The sequence below is a fragment of the Sphingomonas sp. Leaf22 genome, from assembly GCF_001421715.1.
GTDB lineage: Bacteria > Pseudomonadota > Alphaproteobacteria > Sphingomonadales > Sphingomonadaceae > Sphingomonas.
In genome coordinates, this window is the sequence record NZ_LMKP01000001.1 from 162,650 (window position 1) to 179,350 (window position 16,701).

Here is a 16,701-nt window from a genome sequence, read left to right on the forward strand (position 1 = left end):
TCGCTATCGATGAAGGCCGACCCGTCAGCTTTAGGGGAGGGGATCGGGGCCGGGTCGACCTTCATCACCAGAGATATTCCTACTGCAATGATAGGCAATAGCCAATCGTTCAACGGATCGAGGGTTGCGACAAACCGAAAGCCGCGCCATGCGCCGTCCATGGCAAAGCAACGCGCGGACCAGATGCTCGTCGATCGCGGCCTCGCCGAGAGCCGCACCCGGGCGCAGGCGCTCATCATGGCCGGCCTGGTCTTCGTCGGCGACCGCAAGGTCGACAAGCCGGGGCAGCAGCTTCCCGACGCCGCCGTGCTCGACGTGCGCGGGCGCGATCATCCGTGGGTTTCGCGCGGCGGGGTCAAGCTGGCGCACGGCCTCGACCATTTCGGCTGGGACGTGACCGGCGTGATCGCGATCGACGTCGGATCGTCGACCGGCGGCTTTACCGACGTGCTGCTGACCAACGGCGCGACCCGCGTCTATGCCGTCGACAGCGGTACGAACCAGCTTGCCTGGAAATTGCGGCAGGACCCGCGCGTCGTCGTCCTCGAACAATTGAGCGCCCGGCTGCTGACGGCCGCTCATATTCCCGAACCCGTCGATCTGGTCGTCTGCGACGCCAGCTTCATCGCCCTGTCGAAGGTGCTGGCCGTCCCGCTCGGCTTCGTAAAGCCCGGCGGGCGGCTGCTCGCCCTCATCAAACCGCAGTTCGAGGCGGGGCGCGAAGAGGTCGGCAAGGGCGGTGTGGTGCGAGATCCCGCCATCCACACCCGCGTCTGTGACGAGGTCGCGGCGTGGCTGACCGGCATCGGCTGGCAGGTAATTGGCATAGATCGCAGCCCGATTACCGGGCCCGAGGGCAATATCGAGTTCCTGATCGCCGCCACCGCCCCCGAATTGGTCGCTTAGGCTTGCAATGACGCGGCGCACACAGCAAGCAATGCCGCCTGAACGGCCGCGCACGACGTGTGGCCGGCACCGGGGTACGGGATGAACGAGATCGCGTCGAAGTGGCAGTTGCGTTCGGAATTCCTGCGACGGGCCGTCATATGCGTGCCGCTGATCCTGCTGCTCGGTTTCACGTCGGGCCAGCTGGTCGTCGCCGGCGACGATAACGGCTGGTACCGGATGCTCGACCTGCCGGCGCTGCGGCCGCCGAACTGGGCCTTCCCGGTGGTCTGGACGATCCTGTACGTGGCGATGGGTCTGTCGCTGGCGATCGTCCTCAGCGCGCGCGGCGCGCGGGGGCGGGGCATCGCCGTCGCGCTGTTCGTCGTGCAACTGGTGATGAACCTCGTCTGGTCGCCGCTGTTCTTCGGCGCGCATCAGGTGAGCCTCGCACTGATGCTGATTGTCGCGCTGTTCTTCACCGCGCTTGCCACGACCTTCGCTTTTGGCCGCATCCGTCCGCTCGCGGCGTGGCTGCTGGTGCCGTATCTGGCGTGGCTGGTGATCGCATCGGCGCTCAATTGGCAGATCGACCGGCGCAATCCCGACGCCGAAACCCTTGTGCCGCCGGCCCATTCCACCCAAATCGCATTGTAACGGCAGGCGGCGTTCCGACTTTGCCAACGAAAAGGATTTTCCATGCAATCCGACAACCGCCTGTTCGACGATTTCGCCAAGTTCGTGAACGGCGCTGCCGGCACCATTGCCGGCATAGCGCGTGAGGGCGAGGCGGCAGCGCGCGAGCGGGCCAAGACGTTTCTCGGCGGCATGGATTTCGTCAGCCGTGACGAATTCGAAGTGGTGAAGGCCATGGCCGTCGCTGCCCGCGACGAAGCCGATGCGCTGCGCGCCCGGCTCGACGCGCTGGAAGGCAGGGAGGCCTTCGCACCGCCGGCTACGTCCGACACGTCGGGCGCGGGCGAAGGCGCGCTTTGATTCCTGCCGCACGTCCGCCGTGGCGCGTGACGGAGGCGACGCGCGCGGCTAAGACGTGGGGATGATGTTGGACGAAGTGGAAGAGGACGGCGACGACGCCGCTCCGATCGATACGCTGGAGCGCTATTTCGCGGCGCACGGCTGGAAGCATGAGCGGGACGGCGACGAGATCGTCGCGAACGTGAAGGGCAGCTGGACCGAATTCGAACTCCGCGCGATCTGGCGCGGAGAGGACGGTGTGCTGCAATTCCTCGCGCTGCCCGATATTCGCGTCGCTGATGAGCGGCGCGGTGCGATCTACGAGACCATCGGCCTCATCAACGAACAGCTGTGGATCGGCCATTTCGAACTCTGGTCGTCGAGCGGCATCCTGCTGTATCGCCATGCCGCGATGCTGGGCGACGAACCAGCGTTGACCATCGATCAGGCCGAATTGATCATCGATGCCGCGATCGACGAATGTGAACGCTTCTACCCGGTGTTCCAGTTCGTGCTGTGGGGCGGCAAGACGCCGAAGGAAGCCATCGCCGCGTCGATGATCGAGACGCAGGGCGAGGCATGACCGCCCTGCCCGGACCGCTGTGGCTGATCGGCTGCGGCAATATGGGCGGGGCGATGCTCGATCGCTGGATCGCGGACGGCGTCGACCCGGCGGCGATCACGGTCGTTACCCGCAGCCCGCGCGAGGTTCCGGCGGGCGTCACCCATGCGCTCATGCTGCCAGAAACGCGTCCGGCGATCGTCGTGCTGGCGGTCAAGCCGCAGCAACTCGACGGGATCGCGCCTGATCTGGCCCCCCGCATCGCCCGCGTGCCGCTGCTGATCTCGATCCTTGCCGGGGTCGAGGAAGCGGCGCTCGCCCGCCGGTTCGACGCCGGGACGATCGTCCGCGCCATGCCTAATTTGCCAGTCGCGATCGGGCAGGGGGTGGTCGCGCTCCACTCGCACGGATCGGATGGCAATGCCCGGTCGACTGCCGAAGCATTGATGCGCCCGCTCGGACTGGTCGAATGGATCGACGATGCCGCGCTGTTCGATGCTGTCACCGCCTTGTCGGGTTGCGGGCCGGGGTTCGTATTTCGGTTCATCGACACGCTGGCAGCGGCGGGGGCGGCGCTCGGCTTGCCCGCCGATCAGGCGCAACGCCTCGCCATCGCCACGGTGCAGGGTTCGGCGACGATGGCGACGGGTGCCGATGTCCCGCCCGCAACGCTGGCCGATCGTGTCGCCAGCCCCGGCGGCTCGACGCGACAGGGGCTAAACGTCCTCGACGACGGCGACGCGCTGAAACGCCTGATCGCCGCCACCCTCGCTGCGTCCGAACGGCGCAATGCCGAGATGGCGGCGGCGGCGCGGGGATGATCGGCGCGATCCTGCTCGCGGCGACACTGACCGCAGCCCCGCCGGCCGACGTCACCGCCCGCGCACGACAATGCGCCGGCAAGGACGGTTGGAGCGATCCCGCGCCGCCGGTCCGCATCTTCGGCAATGTTTATGACATCGGCACCTGTGGCATTACCGTGCTGCTGATCGCCGGACCGCGGGGGCATGTCGTCATCGACGCCGCGACCGCCGAAGCGGTGCCGTCGATCGTAAACAACATCCGCAAGCTGGGTTTCCGCCCGCAGGATGTGAAGCTGCTGCTGATGAGCCACAGCCATATCGACCATGCCGGCGGCCTCGCCGCGCTGCGTCGCGCGACCGGTGCGAAACTGCGTGCAAGTGCTGCCGCGCGTGAAGTGATCGAACGCGGCCGGTTCGCGGCCGACGATCCGCAACGCGACATCCTGTCCCCGGTCGATCGCGTTCCGGTCGCCGGCGTCCTGACCGACGGCCAATCGGTCACGCTCGGCCCGATTCGACTGACCGCGCATCTGACCCCCGGCCATTCGCCCGACGGCATGAGTTGGTCGTGGCGGTCGTGCGCGGGAACGGTCTGCCGCACCATCGTCTTCGCCGATAGCTTGTCCGCCGTATCGTCGGACGCCTACCGCTTTCGCGACCATCCGGCCTATGTCGCACGGCTACGCGCGACGATCGCCCGGGTGGCGGCGCTGCCGTGCGATATCGTCCTCACCCCGCATCCGGGGGCAAGCGACATGGCGGAACGACTGGCAGGCCAAAAGCCGCTGGTCGACCGGAACGGCTGCCGTGCCTATGCGGACGCCGCGACCCGACGTCTCGACAAAAGGCTGGCCGACGAAGCGCGCTGACCTACCGCCCCAGCGCCGCCACCGCCGCCTTGTCGCCCGCCGGGATCAGACCCTCCAGCACCGCCCAGAAGCCGCTGACCGCGTCCTGCCCCGCACCCGAATAGGCACGCGACAGCTTCGCGTTGAGCATTTCGTACAGTCGCGCCTCCAGCGCCTGTCCGTCGGGCGTCAGTTTCAGCAACCGTTGCCGCGCATCGCGGTCGCCTGCCCGACTCTCGACCAGGCCGCGCGACGACAGGTCGTTCAGCACCCGCCCCAACGACTGTTTCGTGATCGCCAGCAACCGCAGCAATTCGCTGACCGACAGGTCGGGCCGGCGGGCAATGAAATACAGCGCGCGGTGATGCGCACGCCCCAGATTCTGCGCGGCCAATTCCTCATCGATCGTCCGCGTCAGATGGCTATAGCCGAAATACAGCAGTTCGATCCCGCGCCGTACCTCCGCTTCGCGCAGGAACAATGCCGATGCGGCCATCGGCTGGGCGGGCGATATTGGGGCAGTCATGTTGACCATTTCTGCCATCCGGCCTACGCCATCGCAAGCATTCATCCATGAGGACGCCATGACGCAGCCGACCTTCGCCTTCGAATCCCATGCGACGCCGGTCGCGGCGAGAGAGCGGGCGGCACGGATCGTCAATCCCGGTTTCGGGCGCGTCTTTACCGACCATATGGCGACGATGCGCTGGTCGGAGGACAAGGGCTGGTACGACGCCAAGATCAGCGCGCGGGCGCCGATCGTCATGGACCCGGCCGCCGCCGTTCTCCACTACGCACAGGAAATTTTCGAAGGGCTGAAGGCCTATACGCTGCCCGATGGCGGCGTCGCGCTGTTCCGCGCCGAACAGAATGCCGCCCGCTTCCGCCGCTCGGCAAAGCGCCTCGCCATGGCCGAATTGCCCGAGGACCTGTTCGTCGCGTCGTGCCGCGAACTGACGCTGGCCGAGCGCGACTGGATTCCGGCCGGGGAGGGCAGCGCGCTCTATCTGCGCCCGTTCATGATCGCGAGCGAGACGTTTCTCGGCGTGAAGCCGTCCGCCGAGTATCTCTATTGCGTCATCGCCTCGGCGGTCGGCAACTACTGGCCGGGCGGTGCCAAGAGCGTGTCGCTGTGGGTGTCGAAGGAATTCACCCGCGCTGCGCCGGGCGGTACTGGCGATGCGAAGTGCGGCGGCAATTACGCCGCCAGCCTGCTCGCCCAGTCGGAAGCGATCCGGCAGGGCTGCGATCAGGTCGTGTTCCTCGACGCGGTCGAACGCCGCTGGGTCGAGGAACTGGGCGGCATGAACATCTTCTTCGTGTTTGACGACGGCACGATGCTCACCCCGCCGCTGACCGGCACGATCCTGCCCGGCATCACCCGCGATTCGATCCTGACGCTGGTCCGCGATGCCGGGATCGACGTGCGCGAGGAACGCTATTCGATCGAACAGTGGCAGGCCGATGCCGCCAGCGGCCGGCTAGTCGAGGCATTCGCCTGCGGCACCGCCGCGGTTGTCACCCCGATCGGCAAGGTGTCGTCGGCGGACTTCAGCTTCCAGATCGGCGACGGCCAGCCAGGGGAACGGACGCAGGCGCTGCTCAAGCAACTGACCGACATCCAGCGCGGCCGCAGCAACGACCCGCACGACTGGATGCAACGCATCGGCTAAAAAGCCCTCTCCCCTTCGGGGGAGAGGGTTGGGAGAGGGGCAGTGCGCCACGCCCGGTCCGGAGCACTGCCTGCCATCCCGGCCCACCCGCTACCCGATCGCCCGCTTATAATAATGAAACGGCAGCCAACTGGCGACATGCTCCCAGCCTTCGGCTTGCAGGCGCGTTGCGTCGCTGCCGGTCCCGATCCGACGGCAATATTCCCATAGCCGCTCGCTAGGACGGAAGCTGAGAGTCAGCGCGCCAAGCGCAACCAACTCGTTACCCCTCCTGCCTTCCTCCGCCATAATGCGCAGTTCGTTGAACGCCGTCGCGCCCGTACGAACGAACGTGCCGCCCTCCGACCGTTCTTCGGCATAGCCGGTAACCCGCCCGAACCGCTGCTGTGCCGCCTGCTTGCTGATGCCCAGCGTTTCGCCGATCTCCGCCCAGCTCATGTCGGCCCGTCGCGCTGCATCGATCCAGCGGTTCAGGTTCAGCCGCGCCTCATCGGCAACGACATGCGCCGCGACGATGGCCTTGGCAAAATCGGCCTTCCCCTCACCGGAAAAGGGCGGCTCGCGCTCCTCTGCCCAATCGAGGACGATCGACGCCGTCCTCGTCCGCAACCGTTGTTCTTCCTGCATCCGCATCTGCTGCTTCGTCAATGATTGCTTGACGATTTGTCAATCAACCATTGACTCGCCGCGGTCAACTGAATGTTGACGGATCAAAGGACCTCGAACAGTCCCGCAGCACCCATGCCGCCACCGACACACATCGTTACGACGACATATTTCACCCCGCGCCGCTTGCCCTCAATCAGTGCGTGACCGGTCATCCGCGCCCCCGACATGCCGTACGGATGCCCGATCGAGATCGCGCCGCCATTGACGTTCAACCGGTCGTTCGGGATGCCCAGCATGTCCTGGCAATACAGTACCTGCACCGCGAACGCCTCGTTCAGCTCCCACAGCCCGATATCATCGACCGACAGGTCGAAGCGTTCGAGCAGCTTCGGCACGGCGTAGACCGGGCCGATCCCCATTTCGTCGGGTTTGGTGCCCGCCACTGCCATGCCGACATAGCGGCCCAGTGGCTGCAACCCGCGTGCCGCGGCGACCGACTCTTCCATCAGCACGCAGGACGACGACCCGTCCGACAGCTGGCTGGCATTACCCGCGGTGATGACCGCCTGTTCGCCCATCACGGGTTTGAGCGACTGCAACCCTTCCAGCGTCGTGTCGGCGCGGTTGCCTTCGTCCCTGGTCAGCGTGACTTCATGCGCCGACACTTCCTTCGTCGCCTTGTCGACGACGTTCATCGTCGCGGTCACCGGCACCAGTTCGGCATCGAACAGCCCGGCGGCCTGCGCGGCGGCGGTGCGCTGTTGCGATTGGAGCGCATAGGCGTCCTGCCGATCGCGCGAGATGTCATAGCGTTTGGCGACGATCTCGGCGGTCTGGAGCATCGGCATATAGATGTCGCCGTGCATCGCCAGCAATTCGGGATCGGCCGCGATCCGCATCTGCGGCGTCTGGACGAGGCTGATCGATTCGACGCCGCCGGCAACGCAAATGTCCATGCGGTCGTGTACGATCTGCTTGGCGGCGGTGGCGATCGCCATCAGCCCGCTGGCGCATTGCCGGTCGATCGACATGCCCGACACCGTCGTCGGCAGGCCCGCGCGCAATGCTGCCTGACGCGCGATGTTACCCGCCTGATGCCCCTGTTGCAGCGCCGCGCCGAACAGCACGTCGTCGACCTCGCCCCCCTCGATCCCGGCGCGTTCGACCGCCGCCCGGATCGAATGCGCGGCCATCGTCGGCGCGGGCAGGTTGTTGAACGCCCCGCGATAGGCGCGGCCGATCGGGGTACGGGCGGTCGAAACGATGACGGCTGAGCGCATGGCGGGTCCTTGTTCAGGTGAAGATTTGGCTGATCCATTCGGCGATCAGCGCGGGTTGATCGGTACCGTCGACCTCGACGGCATAGCTGATGGTCTGCTGCCACTGACCGGGGTGCTTCTGTTCGAACGCCACCAGCGTGAAGCGCCCGCGAAGGCGCGACCCCGACCGGACCGGCCGGACGAAACGCACGCGGTTGCCACCGTAATTCACGCCCATCCGCGTGCCGACGATCGCCGGCATCCCGCTGCTCGCGGCCAGCTTCGGCATCAGCGACAGCAGCAGGAAACCATGCGCGATCGTGCCGCCGAACGGCGTCGCGGCGGCCGCCACCGGGTCGACATGGATGAACTGATGGTCGTCGGTCGCATCGGCAAAGGCGGTGATCCGCGACTGGTCCAGCGTCATCCAGTCGGACAGCCATTCGCCGCCGATCCGTTCCGCCATTGCTTCCGCCGTGATCGCCGTCACCGACCTCTCCTTGTCCGGCCGAAGCATAGCCGCACGACCGGCAGTCGCAAGCGAAAACACACCGGAAACCGCAAAGCGGCCCCATCAAACTAGCTGCAATCCAAACCCTATCTTCGAAAAGATCAGCTTGCCGCAGGGGCGGGGTCGATGATCGAGCCATCGGCCCGGGCCGTCATGTTGACCTGCGTCGGATAGGCGATCTCGATCCCCTCGGCATTGAACCGCCGCAGGATCGCGATGCCGACCGCGGTCCGCCCGTCGTAAAAGGCCGCATAGTCGACGCCGGGCGAATCGAAGATGACCTCGAAATCGAGGCTCGACGCGCCGAAGCCGACAAAGCCGCAGCGAACGAACACGCGTTGTTCGGCCTCGACGATCTCGCGCAGCATCGCCGGGATACGCGCACAGGTGTCGGCATCGGTCTGATAGGTCACGCCGATCACGAACGACGCGCGGCGATGCTCGCGCCGGCTGTTGTTCGTGATCTCCTTGTCGAGCAGGTTCTTGTTCGAAATGATGCGTTCTTCGCCGGTGATCGACCGGATCCGCGTTGATTTCAGCCCGATTTCGGCGATGGCGCCATTGGTCTGATCGTAACTGACGTTGTCGCCGCGCCGGAACGGCTTGTCGAAGATGATCGACAGCGCGGCGAACAGATCGGCGAAAATTCCCTGTGCGGCCAGACCGATGGCGATGCCGCCGACGCCTAATCCCGCGACCAGCCCGGTGACGTTCACCCCCAGATTGTCGAGCACGACGATCAGCGCGATGGCGAACAGTGCGAAAGTAACGAGCAACCGGATCAGCCCCATTGCCGATGCCAGCGCCTCGCCGTGATTATGGTCGCTCGCCGTCCGTCGCTCGACCACGCCCAGGATCACTTCGCGTGCCCAGATCGCCGCCTGGAACACCGCGGCGACGGTGAACAGGAACTCGATCGTCGCGGTCACCATCGGCGGCGCGCTGGCATAGCCGTCGACCAGCTTGGCGGCGAGCGTCACCATGAAGAACAGGCCGGTCCGCGCCACCGCCCGCCCGGCGACGGTGCCCCATCCGGCGCGATCGTTGCGACACAGCCGCATACCCCAACGCCGCACGACCAGCAGCGCGAGGACGATCGCCGCCCCGACGCCCAGCGCGACCAGCACCTGCAACCAGTTGTCGGCAATCCACCGTGCGCTGTCCTGTAACAACAGCTGCGCCTGCGCTTGCGCCTGACCGGCGCTGAAACTCTTTTCGACCGTCGCGGCGGCCGAACTATTCTGGGCAGTCATGCAATCCTTTCACGCGGCTTCGGCGACCTTCGTCTGCGCTTCGAGCAGCGCAATCAGCCCCCGTTCGTGCCGGTTGAGATACTTGGCACTGCGCGGCAGGCGCAGCGTCTCGCGAAATGCGGTCTGCCCGTCCTTGACCAGATCGATCAGCAGCGGATGGACATAGGATTTGCGGGCGATTGCCGGGGTATTGCCCAGCGCGTCGACCACCGGGCCCAGCATCGTCTTCATGCTGATATCATGCTCTGCCTCGGCCAGCGAGGTGAAGGCCAGCACGCTCGCCCCCCACGTCCGGAAATGCTTGGCGGTGAAGTCCCCACCCATCGCCTCGCGGATATAGGCGTTGACGTCGCCCGACGTGACCGGATGCGTCTCACCCTCGGCATCGACCCAGCGGAACAGATGCTGTCCCGGCAGGTCCTGACATTTCCGGACGAAGCTCGCCAGCGACCGGTCGGTGATCGTCAGGATGCGCAGCTTGCCCGACTTCGCCTTATATTGCAGCTTCAGCGAGGTGCCCGACAGCTTGGCGTGGCGCTTGCGCAGCGTCGTCGCGCCGAAACTCTTGTTGACCCGCGCATAGCCTTCGTTGCCGACCCGGACCCGGCCGAGATCGAGCAGCCGCACCACCGCCGCCACCGCCCGCTCGCGCGACAGCGCCCGCTTGGCAAGATCGCGTTCGACCTGCGCGCGCAAACGGGGCAGGGCATGGCCGAATGCGGCGCAACGATCATATTTCGCCGTCTCCTGCGCTTCGCGGAAATCGGGGTGATAGCGATATTGTTTGCGACCCTTGTCGTCCCAACCGATCGCCTGGATATGGCCGGAAGGGTCGGGGCAGAACCATGCGTCGCGATAGGCGGGCGGCAGGCCGACGGCGTTCAGCCGGTCGATCTCGTCGCGGTCGGTGATGCGTTCGCCGTCCGCGTCGTAATATCCCCAGCCGCGCGTCAGCTTCTTGCGGGTGATGCCGGTCGCCGCGCAGTCCGAAAAGGTACAGCCGGCGGGGCAGGGGAGGTCGTCTTCGGCTGGTTCCATCGGGCTTTCCCTGCAGGTGATCCGATCAATGTTCGGCTCGTCGCTTCGTTCCGGAACCCGGCCGGTGCCGACCGGTTAGGGGCGGACCGTAACAGGAGATTACCCATGGCCGACCTCGCCAATGCCCGCGTGCTGATCCTCGCCGCCGACGGGTTCGAGGAATCCGAACTGTTCGATCCGCGTCAGGCGCTGCTCGACGCCGGGGCGCAGGTGACCCTCGCCTCGATCAAGACCGATCCGATCCAGGGCGTCGTCAACGACAGCGAAAAGGCGCGCACGATCACCCCCGACCTGACGCTCGACGATGTCGATACCGAACAGTTCGATGCGCTGCTGCTGCCCGGTGGCGTCGGCAATCCCGACAAGATGCGCATGGAGGAACGCGCGGTCGAAATCGTCAGCGAATTCATGGACGACGACAAGATCGTCGCCGCCATCTGCCACGCGCCATGGCTGCTGGTCGAAGCCGATGTGGTCGATGGCCGCCGCGTCACCAGCTGGCCGTCGGTGCGCACCGACCTCGAAAATGCCGGCGCGGAAGTGGTCGATCAGGAAGTGGTGATCGACGGCAACCTCATCACCAGCCGCATGCCCGACGACATTCCCGCCTTCTCAAAGGCGATGATCGAGGCGATCGAAAGCGAACTGGCCGAGGCGTGAACGGGGCGGGGCGGAGCAACCTCCGCCCCGTGTTCGCGGTAACCGGCGTTCGTCATTCCCGCCAAGGGAGGGTGCTGCGAAAGTACTGGTTCCAGCCCTGCCGTACCCCCGCGCAGGCGGGGGTCCAGGGTTCCAAGCGCATCCCGTTGTTTTGCTTGGCTCTGGATCCCCGCCTGCGCGGGGGTACGGCGAGTTTTCGACAAGCTTACGACCTTCGCGGAGGTCTCCGAAAGCAGGGATCCATATGCGTTAGGGTTTGCGGTCGGATCGCAGCCATTGCGGCTGTGGGTCCCCGCCTTGTCGGGGACAACGAGGCGTAACCTGAAACGGTAGGAGCCTGCCGTCAGCCCTTCAAACCCGGACCGCGACCCTCCGCCGATCCCACAACCGGTTCACCCACCCCTGCGCCGGCCGCTCGACATAGCGATACAGCAGTTCCGACGACCCGATCACCGCGACCCCATACAGCGCCAGCACCCATGACGGCGCGGTCGCGGCATCGTCGACGAACACCAGCTTGAACACGAACCACAGCAGGAAATGGCCGAGATAGGTCGCATAGCTGATCTCGCCCAGCCGATGGATCGGCCACCATTCGAGTGGATTGCCCCGCCGGTTCGACGTGATCGCCAACGCCAGCAACAGACACGCCAGCGCTGGCGGAAACGCATAGGGCTCGGGCAACAGCTTCAGCCCCCATCCGAGCACCAGCAGCCCCGCCAGCAGCACCGCCATCCCCGCGACCCCGTCGCGCCGCTGCCACCGGACCCACAGCGCGCCGATCGCCGTTCCCGCCGCGAACTGGATCACGCACCGCGCCACCGCGAAGCGTCGCAGATCGGCACCCAGCCCATCCTGCCCGGCAAAAGGCAGCAGCCCGAACAGCAGCACTGCGACCACGGCCACCAGCGCCCAGCTCGGCACCCGCCGCCAGTCGATCGTCACCGCCAGCACCGGGAACAGCAGATACGCCGCCGATTCCGCCGAAATCGACCACGCCGGATCATTCCATGCCAGCGGCTCGACGAAACCCCAGCTTTGCAGCAGCACCACATGCAGCGGCAATTCGGAAAAGGGGAAGCGGTCGATATTGCGCCCACTAGCCGCCAGCACGATCGCGAGGGCGACTGCGCAGCCGAGCACGAACAGATGCAGCGGCCAGATGCGCGCCATCCGCTTCCACAGGAATCGTCCCGCCTCGCCGAACCCACGTTCGCGAAACCGCGATCCCCAGGACAGCCAGATCACGAAGCCCGACAGCAGGAAGAAGAAGTCGACCGCCAGATACCCCTTGGCGATCGCGGACTCGATCGCCGGGTGCAGCGCGCCCATCGATCCGCGCAGGTGGAACAACACCACCCACCATGCGGCGATCCCGCGCGCGCCGGTCAGTGCCTTCAACTCGTTCATGCCGCCATCGTCCCCGCCTTGCGCCGCTGGAGCGGCCGCCAGGCCGCCTCGGTCCGTTTGCGCGCCAGATAGGTGTCGAGGCCGATCTGCGCGCCGATCAGCATGAAGACGAAGGGTTGAAAAGCGATGGCGATGAAGTTCGCCCCGAACAGGTAGACGATGTGCCCGTTCTGCAGCGCGGCGGCGAGCGGCACCACCCACGCCTCGTCCTCGCCGGCCTTCGCATAGCGTCGCCGCAGCACTTCCATGCGGAACAGCCCGCCCAGATTGATCGCCAGCCACAGCATCAGCCCCGGCCAGCCCTGTTCGCCCAGCATCTCGAAATAGGCGGAGTGATAGGCGCGCGCCTTGTCGACCTCCAGACTGCGCTCGACCGTGCGGTTGCCGGTGTCGCCGACCACCGCGACCTTTTCATAGCGGATACGGTTCTGCAGGAACGCGTTGAACCCGCCGCCGAACGGGTTCTGCTTCACATAGTCCAGCGTCCAGGCCCACACCGCCAGCCGCGTCGATGCCGATGCGTCGGCCTGATAGGTGCCGATCGTCTCCATCCGCTGGGTAAAGGCGGACGGGAGGAACGGCAGCGCCAGCAGTCCCGCCGCACCCGCCACCGCCAGATAGGTCAGCCGCCGCTTCACGTCGCGCAGGCTCAGCACGCCCAGCAGCACGATGCACAGCAACCCGGTCCGCGTCGACGTGCCGACCGGAATCAGCAGGCAGGAAAAGGCCAGCGCATAGCAGAAGGTCCGGACCCGCCAGTCGGGCGCGAACACCGTGCCGAACCGGGTGAACCACAGGATTAGCGGGATGATCGCGATCGCGACGGTCGAGATCGTCGACCCTTCGTACAGGCCGGCATTGTTCGACACCATCAGGTTCAGCTCGCCATAGCCGCCGCCCGATCCCAGCGTCTTGATCCCGCCGACGATGATGATCGACGCCGCCGACAGCACCATGAACAGTAGCAGCGATTCGATTCGCAATTTCGTCCGCAGCGTGAGCGGCAGGAAGATCGCGAACGCCAGCGCCTTCCACACCCATTCCCATTTATACTGCGCGTCGACCGGAAAATCGGCGGTCTTCGTGGTCCACAGGCAATAAAAGAGCAGCGCCAGCATCAGCAATTGTCGCGGCGCGATACGCGTATCGCGCTTGTCGTCGACCGCGATCCACGCGACCACCGACATGCCGGCGGCGATCAGCGAAATCGGCACCGAGTTGAGCAGGATATAGGTCAGCCGCTGCGGCGCGACGATGTCGATATAGACATAGGTGAGCACGAACACGAACGGCCGCCGCAACCCGGCAGCGAACAACGCGCACAGGAACGCGACGAAGACGAGATCACGCACCCGGGCGTTTGCCCCGCTTCACGCGCACCCTGGCCGGCTCGCCCTCGCGATCCAGATCATCGCGCCGCAGCAGGTGCCATACCGCGAGCAGCATCAGGAAATGGGTAAGGCCCAGCGAGAAATTGTCGATCATCAGCCGGCCCCTTCGCGTCGACCGCCGGTATCGCACGGGCGGGTTGACGCGACGTTAAGCGCGATGGGAAGCGGGGGCCAGCAGCATGACGTGGTGAGGTCGGCGGGAACGGCGCAGTGGTCAGCCCGCGGCCCGGATCGCATCGACGACCATCGCCGCCGCCACACCCAGCGCGGCGATGGCGGCGACCAATACGGCACCCGCCAGCATATCCTTGATCACGCCGATCTCGGGGTGCCGCGCGGGATGCAACAGGTCGATCACGCCTTCCAGTGCCGAATTGACCAGTTCCAGTGCCAGCACGATCGCGATCGTCACGCCGACCAGCGCCCACCAGACCGGGGACGGTCGCAGAACGATCAGCGCAACCAACGCTCCGGCGGCGAAACCCAGATGGCTGCGAAAGCTTGCCTCGCGACGCAGCGCCGTCCGTAGTCCCGCAACCGCGAAGCCCAGCCGTTCGCGGAGCGGCCGCCCCTTCATCCCGCGTCGTCGGCGACGGTACCTGCCGCGGCGCTGACCCGCGCATGGGTGAAGATCATCTCGCGGCCCTGGCGAATGTCGCCGGTTTCGGACTGCTGCAGCAACCGTTTCGCATCGGTCTTGCGGTACAGATCCTCAGTCCGGTCGATCTCGCCATCGTCGACGCCGACCGAGACCATCGCCGCGCGCGCCATCGTCACCGCCGAATCGAGCACCTCGCGGAACACACCCTCGATCGGCGCACCCGCCAGCTTCATGACCGCGCGCCGGTCAAACGCCCGCACGAAGATGCCGGGCGTCGGAAACGCCTGATGGATCGCCGCGACCGATTCACCGTCCAGCGGATCGCCATCGACGCAGAACAGCAGCAGTTCGGCATCCTGTGCCCCCGCCAGCCGCAACAGGTCGATGCGGGTGCCGTCGCCATAATAGACCTTCATGCCGAAACTGCCGGCGATCTCGATCATCTCGACGTCGCGGTCGATCACGGTGACGCTGATTCCCTGCGCCAACAGCATCTGCGCGACGGTCTGCCCGAACCGGCCATAACCGACCACGACCGCGCTCGCCCCGTCATGGCGCGGCCCTTCGGGCGTACCGCCCTCACGCTTTTCCGGGTCGGCGCGGAACCGGCGCGTCGCCATCATCAGGAACGGCGTGGTCGCCATCGACAGGGTGACGATCGCGCCGAAGACGCTCGCCGCTTCCGGCGCGATCAGCAGCGCGTTCTGCGCCTGCGCGAACAGCACGAAACCGAATTCGCCGCCCTGGCTCAGCAATAGGCCGAGCGCCAGCGCCCCGCGCCATGGCATCCCGAACAATCGCCCGATGCCGAAGATCACCAGCCCCTTGGTCGCGATCAGCGCGATCGCCATGCCGACCACGAACACCGGCCGCTCGACGATCGCACCCAGATCGAGCATCATGCCCACCGCCAGGAAGAACAGACCGAGCAGGATCGAACGGAACGGCTCGACATCGGCCTCCAGCTCGTGGCGATACGGGCTGTCGGCCAGCATCACGCCGGCGATGAACGCGCCGAGCGCGGTCGACAGCCCCAGCGCCTGCATCACTGCCGCGCTGGCAATCACGGTGAACAGTCCGGCGAACACGAACATCTCGCGCTCGCCCATATTGCCGATCAGCCGGAACATCGGCCTGAGCAGGAACCGCCCGGCAAGAATCAGCCCTGCGACCGCGCCGATCGTCCACAGCGCCAATTGCCACCCCGGCGGCCCAGCGGCATCGGCCGGGTTACGCGACAGCGCGGCGACGATGGTGATCAGCGGCACGATCGACAGGTCCTGGAACAACAGGATCGCGAACGCCCGCTCGCCGAACGGCGTCTTCATCCGCCCCGCCGATTGCAGCATCGGCAGCACCTGCGCCGTCGACGACAGCGCCGGCGGCAGGCCGAGCGCCAGTGCCGCCGCCCAGCTGAAATGCGTCGCCAGCCACACGACGCCGGTGATCGCGACGCCGCACAGCACGACCTGCATCAGCCCCAGCCCGAAGATATCGCGCTTCATCTGCCACAGCCGCGACGGGCTGAGTTCCAGCCCGACGAGGAACAGCAGAAGCGTGATGCCGAGTTCGGCGATGGCCAGCTTGGATTCGGCGTTGCCGACCAGCCCCAGCACCTGCGGCCCGACCACCGATCCGGCGACCAGATAGCCGAGCGTCGCACCCAGTCCCAGTTTACGGAAGATCAGGACGAAGATCAGCGCCGCGCCCAGCAGCGGCGCGAAATCCCGTAACAGCGATGCGGTGCCGTGCTCCATCAGGCCGCAGCCCGCCGGCCGGCAATCGCCGCCGCCTCCGCCGCCGCCTCGAACGCGAGCCGGATCGAGGCATGGCGCGCGCTGTGCGGCCGCGCCGGTTCGAACAGCGTCAACCCCGGCCATTCGGGCGCATCGCCTTCCCTTGCCAGCCACGTGGCCAGCGCGTCGCGAGCGGCGGCCAGTTCCGCCGCATTCCGCCCGACGATCTCGCGCGCCAGCAACGCCGACGACGCCTGCCCCAGTGCGCACGCACGCACCAGCATTCCGACCGCCGCGACGCGACCGTCCTCGTCCAGCGCGACATCCACCGTCACCCGGCTGCCGCAGATCGGTGATCGTTTCTCGACGCTGGCATGGGGGTTGGGCAGGCGGACGGCCTGCGCGGTCTCGGCGGCGAGGCGGAGGATTTCGGTGTTGTACAGATTGGCGGTCACGCGACCGGATGTAGGGCGCGATCGTGACGCTG

20 protein-coding genes are annotated in these 16,701 nt (G+C 66.3%); 8 read left to right on the top strand and 12 right to left on the bottom strand.

What is annotated here, in order from left to right:
* Window positions 1–159: 159 nt before the first annotated feature.
* From ASE70_RS00785 to bla, 6 genes are all read left to right on the top strand, one after another.
* Window positions 160–906 carry a TlyA family RNA methyltransferase gene (locus tag ASE70_RS00785; protein WP_056403289.1) on the top strand — a complete coding sequence of 249 codons (747 nt, stop codon included), beginning with the start codon at window positions 160–162 and terminating at the stop codon, window positions 904–906.
* Between the two features lie 81 nt (window positions 907–987).
* Entirely contained in the window at window positions 988–1,542 is a 555-nt protein-coding gene (locus ASE70_RS00790) for a TspO/MBR family protein (protein WP_056403291.1), read from the top strand.
* A gap of 42 nt (window positions 1,543–1,584) precedes the next feature.
* Window positions 1,585–1,881: an accessory factor UbiK family protein gene (locus tag ASE70_RS00795; RefSeq protein WP_056500361.1), complete on the top strand. Its 297-nt coding sequence runs from the start codon at window positions 1,585–1,587 to the stop codon at window positions 1,879–1,881.
* 61 nt (window positions 1,882–1,942) lie between these two features.
* Window positions 1,943–2,443, top strand: coding sequence for a YbjN domain-containing protein (locus tag ASE70_RS00800; RefSeq protein WP_056500364.1), 501 nt, complete (start codon window positions 1,943–1,945; stop codon window positions 2,441–2,443).
* Window positions 2,440–3,243 carry a pyrroline-5-carboxylate reductase gene (proC, locus tag ASE70_RS00805; RefSeq protein ID WP_056500369.1) on the top strand — a complete coding sequence of 268 codons (804 nt, stop codon included), beginning with the start codon at window positions 2,440–2,442 and terminating at the stop codon, window positions 3,241–3,243. Before ASE70_RS00800 ends, proC begins: the two co-directional genes overlap by 4 nt.
* Window positions 3,240–4,094 carry a subclass B3 metallo-beta-lactamase gene (gene bla, locus ASE70_RS00810; RefSeq protein ID WP_056500371.1) on the top strand — a complete coding sequence of 285 codons (855 nt, stop codon included), beginning with the start codon at window positions 3,240–3,242 and terminating at the stop codon, window positions 4,092–4,094. Before proC ends, bla begins: the two co-directional genes overlap by 4 nt.
* A gap of 1 nt (window position 4,095) precedes the next feature.
* On the opposite strand, the gene ASE70_RS00815 is transcribed toward bla, so the two are convergent.
* Entirely contained in the window at window positions 4,096–4,599 is a 504-nt protein-coding gene (locus ASE70_RS00815; protein ID WP_055997103.1) for a MarR family winged helix-turn-helix transcriptional regulator, read from the bottom strand.
* A 58-nt stretch (window positions 4,600–4,657) separates the two neighbouring features.
* Between ASE70_RS00815 and ASE70_RS00820 the strand changes: the two genes are divergently transcribed.
* Window positions 4,658–5,746 (top strand): branched-chain amino acid aminotransferase, encoded by a 1,089-nt coding sequence (locus tag ASE70_RS00820; RefSeq protein WP_056500376.1) that lies wholly within the window; start codon window positions 4,658–4,660, stop codon window positions 5,744–5,746.
* Window positions 5,747–5,836: 90 nt separating this feature from the next.
* Here the strand turns inward: ASE70_RS00820 and ASE70_RS00825 are convergent, their stop codons facing one another.
* The 5 genes from ASE70_RS00825 to ASE70_RS00845 form a co-directional block, all read right to left on the bottom strand.
* Window positions 5,837–6,394 carry a hypothetical protein gene (locus tag ASE70_RS00825; protein ID WP_056500378.1) on the bottom strand — a complete coding sequence of 186 codons (558 nt, stop codon included), beginning with the start codon at window positions 6,392–6,394 and terminating at the stop codon, window positions 5,837–5,839.
* A gap of 62 nt (window positions 6,395–6,456) precedes the next feature.
* Window positions 6,457–7,635: an acetyl-CoA C-acyltransferase gene (locus tag ASE70_RS00830; protein ID WP_056500382.1), complete on the bottom strand. Its 1,179-nt coding sequence runs from the start codon at window positions 7,633–7,635 to the stop codon at window positions 6,457–6,459.
* Between the two features lie 13 nt (window positions 7,636–7,648).
* Window positions 7,649–8,104 (bottom strand): MaoC family dehydratase, encoded by a 456-nt coding sequence (locus tag ASE70_RS00835; RefSeq protein ID WP_082439088.1) that lies wholly within the window; start codon window positions 8,102–8,104, stop codon window positions 7,649–7,651.
* Between the two features lie 122 nt (window positions 8,105–8,226).
* Window positions 8,227–9,378 carry a mechanosensitive ion channel family protein gene (locus tag ASE70_RS00840; protein ID WP_082450469.1) on the bottom strand — a complete coding sequence of 384 codons (1,152 nt, stop codon included), beginning with the start codon at window positions 9,376–9,378 and terminating at the stop codon, window positions 8,227–8,229.
* A gap of 9 nt (window positions 9,379–9,387) precedes the next feature.
* Window positions 9,388–10,416, bottom strand: coding sequence for a DNA topoisomerase IB (locus ASE70_RS00845; RefSeq protein ID WP_056500385.1), 1,029 nt, complete (start codon window positions 10,414–10,416; stop codon window positions 9,388–9,390).
* 105 nt (window positions 10,417–10,521) lie between these two features.
* Here ASE70_RS00845 and ASE70_RS00850 point away from each other — a divergent pair, with 105 nt between their 5' ends.
* The gene (locus tag ASE70_RS00850; RefSeq protein WP_056403323.1) at window positions 10,522–11,076 is read left to right on the top strand and encodes a type 1 glutamine amidotransferase domain-containing protein; all 555 of its coding nucleotides are present in this window, start codon (window positions 10,522–10,524) and stop codon (window positions 11,074–11,076) included.
* A 351-nt stretch (window positions 11,077–11,427) separates the two neighbouring features.
* On the opposite strand, the gene ASE70_RS00855 is transcribed toward ASE70_RS00850, so the two are convergent.
* The 6 genes from ASE70_RS00855 to ASE70_RS00875 all read right to left on the bottom strand — a co-directional run bounded on the left by ASE70_RS00855 (window position 11,428) and on the right by ASE70_RS00875 (window position 16,669).
* Window positions 11,428–12,486, bottom strand: a complete 1,059-nt coding sequence (locus ASE70_RS00855) for an acyltransferase family protein (protein WP_056500388.1) — start codon at window positions 12,484–12,486, stop codon at window positions 11,428–11,430.
* Window positions 12,483–13,838, bottom strand: a complete 1,356-nt coding sequence (locus ASE70_RS00860) for a putative O-glycosylation ligase, exosortase A system-associated (protein WP_056403327.1) — start codon at window positions 13,836–13,838, stop codon at window positions 12,483–12,485. Before ASE70_RS00860 ends, ASE70_RS00855 begins: the two co-directional genes overlap by 4 nt.
* Window positions 13,831–13,971 (bottom strand): hypothetical protein, encoded by a 141-nt coding sequence (locus tag ASE70_RS20265; protein WP_200909573.1) that lies wholly within the window; start codon window positions 13,969–13,971, stop codon window positions 13,831–13,833. The genes ASE70_RS00860 and ASE70_RS20265 overlap by 8 nt, the downstream gene beginning before the upstream one ends.
* A 120-nt stretch (window positions 13,972–14,091) precedes the next feature.
* On the bottom strand, window positions 14,092–14,454 hold the full coding sequence (locus ASE70_RS00865; protein WP_056500390.1) for a diacylglycerol kinase: 363 nt from the start codon (window positions 14,452–14,454) through the stop codon (window positions 14,092–14,094).
* A complete protein-coding gene (locus ASE70_RS00870; protein WP_056500394.1) occupies window positions 14,451–16,235 on the bottom strand; it encodes a cation:proton antiporter domain-containing protein in 1,785 nt (594 codons plus the stop codon). Before ASE70_RS00870 ends, ASE70_RS00865 begins: the two co-directional genes overlap by 4 nt.
* Window positions 16,235–16,669, bottom strand: a complete 435-nt coding sequence (locus tag ASE70_RS00875) for an iron-sulfur cluster assembly scaffold protein (RefSeq protein ID WP_056403336.1) — start codon at window positions 16,667–16,669, stop codon at window positions 16,235–16,237. The genes ASE70_RS00870 and ASE70_RS00875 overlap by 1 nt, the downstream gene beginning before the upstream one ends.
* Window positions 16,670–16,701 lie beyond the last annotated feature (32 nt).